This is a genomic window from Terrihabitans rhizophilus (assembly GCF_033898525.1).
GTDB lineage: Bacteria > Pseudomonadota > Alphaproteobacteria > Rhizobiales > Methylopilaceae > Flaviflagellibacter > Flaviflagellibacter rhizophilus.
Map to the genome: position 1 here is coordinate 24,334 of NZ_JAXAFJ010000003.1, position 11,860 is coordinate 36,193.

Consider the following 11,860-nt stretch of genomic DNA (forward strand, 5'->3'; position numbering starts at 1 on the left):
AAAGATATATTCGGCTTGCATGTTTTATCCAAGGTGCTAAGCAGGCCGAGTAAACATGCATCGTTCGTACATGTTTAGGTATGCCACGCGGCGCCACGCCGCCAAGGAGTCGGCCGTCATGGCTTCCCAGCTCAGCCCGCGCACCGTCGAGATCGTCAAGGCAACCGTTCCCGCGCTCGAAGTGCATGGTTTCGAGATCGTGCGGGCGATGTATGCGCGCATGTTCGAGGACCCCGCGATCCGCGATCTGTTCAACCAGTCGCATCACGGCGAAACCGGGTCTCAGCCCCGTGCCTTGACCGATGCGATCCTCGCCTATGCCCGCAATATCGAAAATCTCGGGGTGCTCGGCGCGGCTGTGGAGCGCATCGCTCAGAAGCATGTCGGCCTCCAGATCCTGCCCGAGCACTATCCGGCCGTGGCGAATGCGCTGCTCGCCGCCATCAAGCAGGTGCTCGGCGATGCGGCGACCGACGAGGTGCTCGCAGCCTGGGGCGAGGCCTATTGGTTCCTGGCCGATATCCTGATCGCCCGCGAGCAGGCGCTCTACAAGGGCCTCGAAACAGCCGATGGCGGGTGGGCTGGATGGCGCGATTTCCGTGTCGCCGAGAAGATCCCGGAAAGCAGCATCATCACATCCTTCGTGCTGGTGCCGGTGGATGGCGGGGCCGTCATCCGCCACAAGCCGGGGCAATACCTCACCTTCTGGCTCGACATACCCGGCCAGCATCCGCTCAAGCGCAATTACAGCATCTCCAACGCCCCGGATGGCCGAGCCTACCGCATCTCCGTCAAGCGCGAGCCGAACGGCGTCGTCTCAGGCTGGCTGCACGATGAGGTCGAGGTGGGGCATGTGCTGAAGGTGTCGCCTCCGGCTGGCGAGTTCTACCTTGACGGCACCCCTCAGCGCCCCGTGGTGCTGGTGAGCGGCGGGGTCGGGCTGACCCCAATGCTGAGCATGCTGCACAGCGTGGCGGAGGGTGGCGCGGAAGTCCCCGTGCATTTCGTGCACGGCGCGCTGAACGGAGGTACGCATGCGCTCGGAACCGAGGTGCGCCGCGTGGCCGTACAGCCGAACCTCCAGGCCACCATCTTCTATCTGGAGCCTCACGCCGACGACCGTGCAAGGCAAGATTATGACGAGGCCGGCCTGATCACGGTGGATTGGCTGAAGCGCAACACGCCGTTCGGGGAGGCGGAGTTCTACCTTTGCGGCCCCAAGCCGTTCCTTGCCCATTTTGTCCACGGGCTGCAGCAGGAAGGTGTTGCGCCGACACGCATTCACTACGAGTTCTTCGGCCCGGCCGACGAACTGCTCGCCGCCTGATGCCGTTATCGGTTGCGTTCCAACAGATCAGCCCGGCGATGTTTTCGGCGGACGCGAGGAAGCCCAGATGAGCGATGTACCCAGCAGCAGCGGCACGTCCGGTTCTTGGGCAGGCTGGCGCCTGTTTCGCGTGGAGGAGCGGCGCCCGGAAAGCGAGACGATCACCTCGTTCGTCCTGAGGCCGGTGGATGGCGGCGCCATCCCGGCTCACAGACCGGGGCAGTACCTAACATTCCTCGTGGATGTGCCCGGGAAGGGCGCGCAGAAGCGCAACTACTCGATCTCATGTGCGCCGGGTGGCGCCACCTACCGCATCTCGGTCAAGCGCGAGCCGGAGGGCACGGTTTCCCGCTGGCTCCACGACGAGGCGGTCGTCGGGACCGAGCTGAAGGTCGGCGCGCCCGCCGGCGAATTCGTGCTTCCGGATGACCAGCCCCGCCCGGTGGTGCTGCTGAGCGGCGGCGTCGGGCTGACGCCCATGGTCAGCATGCTGGAGACGATTGCCCGCGACCGGCGGGCGCTTCAGGCCTTCTACGTGCACGGCACGATCAATGGCCGCACCCACGCCTTCGGTGCCCATGTCCGCGATCTCGCCGCGCGAAGCGACAACATCAAGGCCGCGACCTTCTACAGCGCGCCGGGCGAAGGGGATGCGCAGGGCCGGGATTTCGATGTCGCGGGCCGCATCACCGTGGAATGGCTGCGCAGCCATGTGCCGGCCGATGCCGATTTCTTCATCTGCGGCCCGGTGCCGTTCCTGCGCAGCTTCGTGACGGGCCTTGCCGCCTCCGGCATCGCGGCCGAGCGCATCCACTACGAATTCTTCGGAGCCGTCGAAGACCTGCTGGAAGTCTGGCCCGAAGCGCTCGACATCGCACCGGCCAACACCGCGAACAGCTGGGGGCAGGAGGGGAAGAAGGCAGATGCTCCCGCAACGACCCGCGAGGCCATAGGCGAGGCCTTCCTCGATGGTCAGGCCGATGCGGTGATCGTCAGCGACCGGGAGGGCTACATCACCCTGTGGAATCCGGGCGCCGAGCGCATCTTCGGCTTCACCGAGGCGGACGCCATGGGCCAGTCGCTCGACATCATCATCCCCGAAGGGCTCCGCGCCCGGCACTGGGAAGGATATCGCGAGACGGCGGCCAGCGGTGAGAGCCGCTATGGCGCGGGCGATCTTCTCTCGGTACCTGCTTTGTGCAAGGACGGGCGGCGCATCTCCGTGGAGTTCACCATCACCATGCTGCGGGATGCGGCCGGCGTGGTGATCGGGATGATCGCGGTGCTGCGCGATGTAACCGCCCGCTTCGAAGAGGCCAAGGCGCTGAAGAAGAGGCTGGCGGCTCTGGAGGCCGCCGGCCAGGAAGCCACGGCCTCGGTTGCATCAAGCTAGGCCGGCAGCGCACACATAAAGCGAACACCGCGAGCCGCGCCCGACGCACTCGCACGGGACGAACGATCATGCAGAACACCGGCGAAACGACGACGGAGCCCAAGGCCGGCTGGCGGCTGTTCCGGCCCATCCTCGCCGGCGCGACGCTGAACGACCGGGTGTTTGCATCGCTGGCGGCACTGGTGAGCATCGCGCTCACAGGCTTTCTCAGCGCCCTCCTGACGGGCGTCGGCCCGCACCTCATCCTGCTGGTTCCGCCCATGGGCGCGTCGGCGGTGCTGGTCTTCGCCGTGCCGGCCAGTCCGCTAGCGCAGCCTTGGTCCACCATCGGGGGCAATGTTGTCTCGGCGTTTGTCGGCATCCTCGTCGCCCACCTGATCGACCAGCCGGCACTTGCCGCCGGTGTCGCGGTAGGGGGGGCCATCATGGCCATGTCGCTGCTGCGCTGCCTGCATCCTCCGGGCGGTGCCGCCGCACTGGTGGCGGTGTTCGGCGGGCCGGCGGTCGCGGGTTCGGGCTTCCTCTTCCCGCTGGTTCCGGTCGGGCTTAACGCAGTCCTGCTGGTGGCAGGTGGCCTGCTGTACCATCAGGTCTCCAGGCACTCCTATCCTCACCGGGCGAAGCCGCCCGCGCCGGCACGCCCGACCTCCGATCCGGCGGCGGCTGAACGCGTCGGGGTCCGCATCGAGGACGTCGAGCGCGTGATCCAGGACCTCGGCGAAACCTTCGACATCAGCAACGAGGATCTTGCGCGCCTTCTCACCGAGGTGGAGCGGCGGGCGCTTGCCCGCTCCTATGTGGAGCTCTCGGCCGGGGACATCATGTCCCGGGACGTCATCGGTGTGACCCCCGACACCTCGCTGGAGGCCGCGCGCAAGCGCCTGCTGGAGCTGGATTTCCGCATCCTTCCCGTGGTTGGAGCAGGGGGGAAGTTACTGGGGCAGATCGGGTGGCCGGAGCTTTCGAGAGAGGGTGAGCGCGTCGAGCAGGTCATGTCGACGCCCGTTGCCGTCGCGCCTGCTGCGCCTGTCCTCGATCTTGCCGATCAGCTTACCGGCGGCACCGTCCATGCCGTGCTGGTGGTCGATGCCGACACCCGCCTGATCGGCCTCATCACTCAGACCGATCTTCTGGCGGTCCTCGCTCGTGGCGTCACCGGCACCATGAGGGAAGCCGCGGCGCGCTCCTGAGGTCTTTCAGAAGGCGTTCTTCGCCCGGAATATGCCGACTGCCGTGCGCAGCAGAATGACGATGTCCAGCCAGAGGCTCCAGTGCTCGATGTAGTAGATATCGTGCTCGATGCGCCGTGCCATGTCGTCGACGGTGAGTGTCTGGCCGCGATAGCCATGGGCCTGTGCCCAGCCGGTAATGCCGGGCTTCAGCTTGTGCCGGGAGGCGTAATTCGCCACCTCGCGTGAGTAGTAGTCGTCGTGCGAGATTGCGTGCGGACGGGGTCCGCAGATCGACATCTGGCCGTTCAGCACGTTGAGCAATTGCGGCAGTTCGTCGAGGCTGGACTTGCGCAGGAGCCGTCCGACGCGGGTCACGCGTGGATCTTCGCGGGACGCTTGCTGCACCTCGCCCGTTTCCTCCATCACATTCATGGTGCGGAATTTCAGGATGCGGAAGCCGCGCCCGTTGAAGCCGTTCCGCTGCTGGCGAAAGAGCGACGGACCGGGCGAGTCCACCCGGATCAGCAGCGCGATGATGAACATCAGCGGTGCGAGCAGGAGAACGGCGGCAAGCGCCACGCACAGGTCCAGCGCCCGCTTCATCGCCTGCTCCGTGCCGCTGAGGGGCGGACGTTGGACCTCAAAGGAGGACAGCTTGCCGATCCGCTGTGGCTGGACCGTGAAGAACTCTGTCGTCCGTTCGTTCATGACGATGCGCACGGGCAGGGGCGCCAATTGCAGCTTCGACAGGATTGGGCGCACGAACCTCAGGGTTTCGCAGTCGGTGGTGATGAGGATCTGCTGGATGTCGCTTCCGCGCACGGCTTTCACCACGTTGTCGGCGATGCGCATCAGGTCCTCGCGGGTCGCCTGCCGCGGAACCTCGAAGCTTCGGCTGACCTGAAAGCCGTGCCGCTTGAGCTCGGCGGATGTGGTGCCGGACAGGGCGTCGGAGCAACAGTCGATGAGGGCGGTTTCCGGGCCCGCGATCTTCTCTTCGGCGAGTGCGCGCTGGATGCACGCGGCAAGTGCGTAGCGGCCGGCCAGAACGAGCGCGAGCCCACAGGCGAAGAAGGGCGCGATGAACATCCGGGGGAAGAGGGGAACGATCTTCAACGCGAAGGCGACGGCGCCCAGAAAGGCGAAGGCCGTCGTCCAGAACAGGATGAGGCGGCCGAGTTGCCTGTGCCGCGAGGTCAGCACCTCTATCCCGTACATGCCGCAAGACCTCATCAGCAGGATGAAGAGCAGCGCGGTCACGGCGGCAACGCCAACCGCCCGGCCTGCGTCAGGTGCGATAGCGACATGCTGGCTGAAGATCACCTCTGCGCAAAGCCCTGCAAGCAGGGGAGCCAGCGCATCGGATGTAAGTGCGATGGCCTGAAGTCGCGCGAGCGAGACCTTGATGCGCGGCAGTGAAAATCCGGTGGCATGCGCGCGTGCGGTGGCGTCCGTCGAGTTCATCGGCTGAGTCCTCGAAGTCGAAGATGCAGCTTCAGGTTGTATACGCTTTCTCAAGGCAAGGCGAGTTGCGAAGCGGATGCGAAGGCGTGATTCAGCCCTGCTGGCTGAACTCTCCGCATGATGCCCACCAAGCAGGCAGAGAGATCACCCTTTGCCGCTCATGCACCTTTTCAAGACCCGCGTGATCTGTTCGGCAGCCTGTTCTGCCGGCGTTGCTTGAAGAACTGACCGACGAGCGCGACGGAGCCACGCTCGAAGGCGGCCACCCAGGCCGTGTAGACCAGCATTCCCGCGGCGACCGAGGCGACGATCCGCACGGCCGGGTCCATTCCGAGGAAAAAGGTGTGGCGCAGGATCTCGACGGCGGCGAACATCAGCAGCGCGCCGATCAGGGGCCGCATGACGTAGAACTGATCCGGCACGCTGATCGCCCTGCTGTGCCGGGCCAGCAGCACCATTCCAAGCGGCACGGTGGCCAGGACCGGCGCGGCATAGCTCCACACCGCAACGCCGAACTCGAACCGGGCAAGCACGAGCGTGGCGACGACGCCGACCACGAGAGCGGTCCAGGAGTTGATGATCTGCGGCGTCTGCTTTCCCTCCGAGAGCAGGACGGCGGGTGCAAAGATGCGCGTGAACCGGAGAGCCCAGAAGAAGGCCACCACCTGGACGGCCAGAACGGCCGCGGTCCAGCGTTCGCCGAAGACGAGGGGCACAAGATCGGCCGAGATCGCCGCGAGGCCGAGCAGCATGGGGCCGGTCAGCGCCGTGACGAACAGGCTCGCCTTGATGAAGGCTGCGCGTACATCAAGGCCGTGGGTGCGAAGCGACGCGAACATCGGCAATGCGATGCGGGCGGTCGCCATGTTGACCACGTTCGCAAGTTCGTCGATCAGCCGCACGCCAAAGTTCAGAAGCCCAAGAGCCTCGACGTCCTGAAACCAGCCGAAGATCAGCAGGATCGCACGGGGCGTCGCCGCGCCGGCGGTTCCCTCGACGCTGATCAGGGCACCCAGTCGCAGCGTCGGCAACGCGGCCGGCCAGCTGAAGCGCAGGCGCGGCCGCTGCGGCAGGCGGAAGAGCAGCACGACGGTGGCGACCGCCATTCCGAAGGTCGAGCCTAGGACGATCGCCCATGCGCCGAAGCCCGCTATAGCGGCCGCACCGGTGATGACGAAGCCGGCGATCTTCTGCCAGAGCGTGCGCGTGGTCAGTGCGCGCGTGCGCATTTTTCGGGACAGGAGCGCAGTCGGCACGACGGCTGCCGCCTGCAGAATGCAGGTGGTGCCTTGCAGGATCATCAGGCCGGAGAGTTGAGGCTCGGCATAGAGGTGCTCGAGAACAGGTGCGAGCAGCACGCACAGCACGAAGCCGATGATGCCCAGCACCATCATGGACCAGAAGACCGAGTCCGATATCTGCCCGTCGACATGCGGCGCGCGCGTCAAGGCCACCGTAGGCCCGGTAAGGAGCACAGCCTGGATGATGGCCGGCACGGCTATGGCGATGCTGGCGAGGCCGAACTGTTCCGGCGCCACGAAGCGCGCCGCGACCAAGGTGGTGAGAAAGGTTGCAAGAGCCGAAAGGAAGCCCTCGCCGATGGCCCAGGGTATGGCCGAAGTGAGTTTCCGTGCCAGTCGGCTTTTGGGGGGCATCGGATCCTCGTCGCTGCAGCAGGTGCTCCGCGGCAAACGCCAAACCGCGATACTACCCCTGATGGGGTTTAGTCCACGGATCCTTGCAATTTCACAACCGGATCACGCAACCACAGGTTTTACACAGATTTGTGGTTCTCGGAGGATCAGTCCCGGAAGCTGCGGTTCATCTGGTCCATCAAGGGCTTCGTCACGTAGGACAGCATGGTGCGCTCCGACGTGCGGATGAAGCATTCAACCGGCATTCCGGGAATCAGCTTGAGGTTGCCGAGCCTCGCGACCTCCGCATCGGTGAGATCGAGCCGGATCAGGTAGTAGGCGTCTCCCTTCTTCGGGTCGACGGTCAGGTTCGGCGACACATGGCCCACTGTCGCCCTGAGTTCGGGCGTCGTCGAGCGATCGAACGCCGAGAAGTGCACCACCGCATGCTGGCCGGCAAACAGCTGATCGACCTGATCCGGCGCCACGCGGGCATCGATGCGGAACGCTTCCTGCTGGGGCACGATGTGCATGAGCACGCCCCCGCTGGCCACGACACCGCCGACGGTCTGGACTGCAAGTTCATGGACGATCCCGCTTTGTGGCGCCCGGATGTCCAGCCGCCGAAGGGTCTCCTCGGAGGCCAGCCGCTTTTCGGCAAGGCTCGACAGGTTCGCCTGCGCCTCACGCACCTCGCCGCTCACCTCGCCCTTCAGATCCTGGTCCACTTGCAGGATCTGCAATTCAGTCTCCGCGATCGCCGCACGTGCACGTGCGATCGCGGCAGTGAGGGACCCCCGCTCGCCGCCAAGCTGGGCCGCCTCGCGTTCGATCGCGGTCACCCTCGCGATGGGGACCAGTTGCCGGGCCCACAATTTCCGGGTGCCCTGCAACTCCTCCTCGATCAGTGAAATCTCGCGCGATTTGGCGGTGATTTGCGCCGTCAGTCCCCCGATCTCCTGGCGCAATTGCTCCGCTCGCTCACTCAACTGCGCGACCTTGCTGACGCGCACGGTACGCCGGGCCGCGAAGAGGGTGCGTTCGGCTGCCATCATCTCGGCCACCTTGCGGTTCCCCGCCGCGCGGGCCTCCAGTTCCGCCGGGAAGCTTATGGTGTCCCGGCTGTCGCGCTCCGCTTCGAGCCGCGCCAGCCGCGCCATGTGCTGGTCCATGTCTCCCGTGAGGATCGCGAGGCTCGCCTCGGCCAGCACGGGGTCGAGGCTGATGAGCACGTCGCCCGCCTCCACGCTGTCGCCCTCCTTCACCCGGATGGAGCGGACGATGCCGCCGTCGAGATGCTGGACCTGCTTCACATTGGAGCTGACGGCGAGTGCGCCATGGGCGATGACGGCGCCGGACATCAGCGTGGCACCGGCCAAGGTTCCGACGCCACCCACAAGCAGGGCCATGGCCAGCAACCCGGCGACGGTGTGGCGGGTCACGTCGAAGCGGCTCGGCTCCGTCATCCGCATCACTGCACCTCCGCCGTGGCCCGGCGCGGATCGTCGTCGGCCCCGGTGATCTGCGGCACAGCGGCGCCGGCGCCGCTGTCGCCAGCTTTGTTCCGGTTTCCCGCAAGGGCCTGCGGATCGGCCGCGCTGCCGGTTTCGATCGCATCGCGTCCGAGGACGCGCGCCAGCACCGCGTCGCGGTCCCCGATAAGGGTTTGACCGTTCGGGCCCATGAACAGCACCTTGTTGACCGCGGACATGATGCTGGGGCGATGAGCGACAACGATGACGATCGCGCCCCGGTCTCGTGCGCGTGCAATGGCGTCCGCAAGGGCCGCCTCGCCCGCGCCGTCGAGGTTCGAGTTCGGTTCGTCCAGGATCAGCAGGAACGGATCGCGGAACATCGCGCGCGCCAGGGCCACGCGCTGCCTTTGTCCCGCCGAGAGAGAGCTGCCGCCAAGGCCGACCTGGGTGTGGTAGCCGTCGGGCAAGCCTGCGATCAGCTGATGCACATTGGCCTTGCGCGCGGCCTCGACGACCTCGGAAGGCTCTGCGTCCTGGAAGCGCGCGATGTTCTCGGCGACGGTGCCCGCGATCAGCTCCACATCCTGTGGAAGGTAGCCGATGGCGCGGCCCAGCACATCGCGCGGCCACTGATCCATCTTGATACCGTCCAGCCGCACCGCCCCGCGCAGGGGTTTCCACACGCCCACGATGACGCGCACGAGCGAGGACTTCCCCGCGCCGCTGGTGCCGATGACGCCCAGCGCATCGCCCGCCTGAAGCTGCACATTGATGTCATGCGCCGTGATCTGCGCCGAGAGGGGAGGCGCAACGCTGACCTTCTGCAGATCGAGGCTTCTCGTCGGCAGCGGCAGTGCCATCCGGGATTCCGCGGCGGACATGTCCCGGGTGACCACGTTCAGCCGAGCCCAGGCCTGGCGCGCCGTGACGAAGGCGCGCCAATGCCCCACCGCAAGATCGATCGGTGCGAGGGCCCGGGACATGAGGATGGAACCCGCGATCATGATGCCGCCGGATGCCTCCATGTTGATGACGAGATAGGCCCCGACCGCGAGCACCAGCGATTGCATCATGAGGCGCGTGGTCTTGGTGATGGTGCCGAGCAGGTTTCCGAGGTCGGCCAGCCATTGCTGCTGCGCGAGGTATCCGGACTGCATCCCCTCCCAGCGCCTGCCAAGAGCCGGCGTGATCGACATCGCCTCCAGCACTTCGGCACTGCGGCGGCATTCTTCCGCCATGCGGGTTTTGTCTTCCCGCACCGCATGCACGTGTCGGGACGGCTCCCGCGTCAGGAGATCCGTGACCGCTGTCAGGGCCAGCAGAAGCAGGGCGCCTCCCGTGGCGGTCCAGCCGATGAGGGGGTGGAAGGCAAAGCAGATCGCCAGGTAGACGGGGATCCACGGCATGTCGAAGAGTGCGCCCGGCCCCGGCGATGCGGAGAAGCCGCGCAAGGTCTCGGCGTCCCGCAGCGGCGCAGAGGCGTCCACCCGTGGGTCGCCGCTGGCTCTCTGGCTGATCATCCATGAGAAGAGCCGCGGACCCAGCGCCTCTTCGAGCCCGCTGCCAACCCGGCTCAGGATGCGGCCCCGGAGCACTTCGAACAGCCCGTGGAAGCCGTAGAGCATGGCCGCGAACAGGCTGAGGGCGATCAGCGTGGGAATGCTGCGGGACGGCAGGACCTTGTCGTAGACCGCCAGCATGAACAGCGATCCGGTAAGGGTCAGGATGTTGATCAGGCCGCTGAACAGCGCCACGGCCACGATGCCGCTGCGGTACCGCGCCATCGCCCGCGCCAGCCCTGATCTTTTCTCGACCGCCATGTGGCACATCCCGTGGCAGCGCCGTGGCATCGCCCCCGCCGCGAGCGCGGACGTCGCGGTCAGCCGTGCTGTCGAGTGGGATGTCTACGCGTGAGCGGGGCTCATGTCACGAGAATATGCAACCAAAGGTTGATTAGACGCGATCTGGCGCGGCGGTGCTGAGCCTGCCTCCGGCGGCTGGCGGGTGCTGCTTCGGACGGAGCAATGTCGTACAAGCGAGCCCCAGCGCGACCCCGATGGCATTGGCGCAGACATCTTCCCAACAGGCAGTCCGGCCCTCGATGAACAATTGTGCGGCTTCGACCGCGCAGGAAGCGGCGGACACCAGGACCGCGGCGGAAGCCTCATGGCGGAGAACGGCCGAGAGCACCGCCACATTGGCCGCGCTGACCGCGATGTGGAGGCACGTGGCAGGACCGTCCGCGAGGGCGAGCCCTGGCAGAAGCGCCAGGGCCGCCACTGCGGCATCGACATACAGCAAGCATACCAGGATCAAAGCCATCGCAACCTCTGGATGCAATATGGCCGCTCCGCGCAAACGGTTCCACTGCCGGGTTGCGCTAGGGACGTGGAACCTCGCGCCGTGTTTAATCAATGATGTCGGGAACGGGAGAAACCTCGGGCCCCACGGCTATGGGATGCTATCGTCGTCGCGGCGAACTGCTCCATCCGGCCGGAGGACCAGCGGACCGGATGCCTTCGGACTGAGCATCGAGGTGAGTTCCTCCCCTGCGGGCAATCCGCTGGCAGTTTTCCGCAACAGTGGCCATCTCTCCCTCTCCGCACAGCGTTCCCAAGCCAGAGGCCCTATTGCACGCGCAGCCCCTTCAACTTTCCGGTCCCGAGCCCTCCCGCATCTATGCCATCGGCGACGTGCACGGCCGGCTGGACCTGCTCGACCGGCTGATCGACCGCATCGGTGCGGAGCTTTCGTCCGATGCGGAGCATGCGCTGGTGGTAACGCTCGGCGATTATGTGGACCGGGGTCCCAAGAGCGCCGGCGTCCTCGACAGGCTGGCGGAGGGCTGCTTCCCCTGCGCCCATGTCGCGCTGCGCGGCAACCACGAAGAGATCCTGCTCAATTTTCTCGATGACGCCGCCGTTCTGGAGCGCTGGCGCCGGCAAGGGGCGGTGGAGACGCTCATCTCCTATGGCGTGCCGGTGGGCGAGGTGATGCGCGGCCGTGGACTGGAGCAGGCGAGGACAGCGCTGCTGGCGGCGCTGCCGGAGAGCCATATGGCGTTCCTGAAGGGGCTCGGCACGTCCCTGACGGTGGAGCGCTACTTCTTCTGCCATGCCGGCGTGCGCCCGGGGGTGCCTCTCGACCGCCAGTCGGCTCGTGATCTCGCCTGGATCCGGGACGAGTTCCTGTCCAGCACCGCCGATTTTGGAAAGGTGGTGGTCCACGGTCACACGCCTGTGCCGAAGGCGGACATCCGGCCGAACCGCATCAATGTCGACACTGGGGCCTTTCTCACCGGAACCCTCAGCTGCGCGGTTCTGGAAGGTGAGAGGGTGCGCATCCTGACGGCTTGATCCGGAGCTGCTCAGGCTTGCGGTTGGCGGTCTACGCAT

The 11,860-nt window shown here is 66.1% G+C and carries 9 protein-coding genes; 4 read left to right on the forward strand and 5 right to left on the reverse strand.

The genetic code is table 11. From position 1 onward, the window contains the following. Positions 1 to 118: 118 nt before the first annotated feature. The 3 genes from hmpA (at position 119) to SCD90_RS06690 (ending at position 3,910) form a co-directional block, all read left to right on the forward strand. On the forward strand, positions 119 to 1,327 hold the full coding sequence (gene hmpA / locus SCD90_RS06675; protein ID WP_319843872.1) for an NO-inducible flavohemoprotein: 1,209 nt from the start codon (positions 119 to 121) through the stop codon (positions 1,325 to 1,327). 67 nt (positions 1,328 to 1,394) lie between these two features. Further along, positions 1,395 to 2,720 carry a PAS domain S-box protein gene (locus SCD90_RS16595; RefSeq protein WP_425265649.1) on the forward strand — a complete coding sequence of 442 codons (1,326 nt, stop codon included), beginning with the start codon at positions 1,395 to 1,397 and terminating at the stop codon, positions 2,718 to 2,720. Between the two features lie 68 nt (positions 2,721 to 2,788). Then, complete coding sequence (locus SCD90_RS06690; RefSeq protein ID WP_319843873.1) at positions 2,789 to 3,910, forward strand: HPP family protein; 1,122 nt, start codon at positions 2,789 to 2,791, stop codon at positions 3,908 to 3,910. 6 nt (positions 3,911 to 3,916) lie between these two features. On the opposite strand, the gene SCD90_RS06695 is transcribed toward SCD90_RS06690, so the two are convergent. From SCD90_RS06695 to SCD90_RS06715, 5 genes are all read right to left on the reverse strand, one after another. Continuing rightward, entirely contained in the window at positions 3,917 to 5,356 is a 1,440-nt protein-coding gene (locus SCD90_RS06695) for an undecaprenyl-phosphate glucose phosphotransferase (protein ID WP_319843874.1), read from the reverse strand. Between the two features lie 170 nt (positions 5,357 to 5,526). Next, on the reverse strand, positions 5,527 to 7,011 hold the full coding sequence (locus tag SCD90_RS06700; protein WP_319843876.1) for an oligosaccharide flippase family protein: 1,485 nt from the start codon (positions 7,009 to 7,011) through the stop codon (positions 5,527 to 5,529). A 146-nt stretch (positions 7,012 to 7,157) separates the two neighbouring features. Then, positions 7,158 to 8,462, reverse strand: a complete 1,305-nt coding sequence (locus tag SCD90_RS06705; protein ID WP_319843877.1) for an HlyD family type I secretion periplasmic adaptor subunit — start codon at positions 8,460 to 8,462, stop codon at positions 7,158 to 7,160. Further along, entirely contained in the window at positions 8,462 to 10,285 is a 1,824-nt protein-coding gene (locus SCD90_RS06710; RefSeq protein WP_319843878.1) for a type I secretion system permease/ATPase, read from the reverse strand. Before SCD90_RS06710 ends, SCD90_RS06705 begins: the two co-directional genes overlap by 1 nt. A 133-nt stretch (positions 10,286 to 10,418) precedes the next feature. Further along, on the reverse strand, positions 10,419 to 10,787 hold the full coding sequence (locus SCD90_RS06715) for a VanZ family protein (protein WP_319843879.1): 369 nt from the start codon (positions 10,785 to 10,787) through the stop codon (positions 10,419 to 10,421). Between the two features lie 308 nt (positions 10,788 to 11,095). On the opposite strand from SCD90_RS06715, the gene SCD90_RS06720 reads away from it, so the two are divergent. Further along, positions 11,096 to 11,821 carry a metallophosphoesterase family protein gene (locus SCD90_RS06720; protein WP_319843880.1) on the forward strand — a complete coding sequence of 242 codons (726 nt, stop codon included), beginning with the start codon at positions 11,096 to 11,098 and terminating at the stop codon, positions 11,819 to 11,821. Positions 11,822 to 11,860 lie beyond the last annotated feature (39 nt).

Coding starts and splice junctions, on each gene's coding strand:
- SCD90_RS06690 (WP_319843873.1), top strand. CDS start 2,789: ATGCAGAACACCGGCGAAACGACGACGGAGCCCAAGGCCGGCTGGCGG.
- SCD90_RS06695 (WP_319843874.1), bottom strand. CDS start 5,356: ATGAACTCGACGGACGCCACCGCACGCGCGCATGCCACCGGATTTTCA.
- SCD90_RS06705 (WP_319843877.1), bottom strand. CDS start 8,462: ATGCGGATGACGGAGCCGAGCCGCTTCGACGTGACCCGCCACACCGTC.
- SCD90_RS06715 (WP_319843879.1), bottom strand. CDS start 10,787: ATGGCTTTGATCCTGGTATGCTTGCTGTATGTCGATGCCGCAGTGGCG.
- hmpA (WP_319843872.1), top strand. CDS start 119: ATGGCTTCCCAGCTCAGCCCGCGCACCGTCGAGATCGTCAAGGCAACC.
- SCD90_RS16595 (WP_425265649.1), top strand. CDS start 1,395: ATGAGCGATGTACCCAGCAGCAGCGGCACGTCCGGTTCTTGGGCAGGC.
- SCD90_RS06700 (WP_319843876.1), bottom strand. CDS start 7,011: ATGCCCCCCAAAAGCCGACTGGCACGGAAACTCACTTCGGCCATACCC.
- SCD90_RS06710 (WP_319843878.1), bottom strand. CDS start 10,285: ATGGCGGTCGAGAAAAGATCAGGGCTGGCGCGGGCGATGGCGCGGTAC.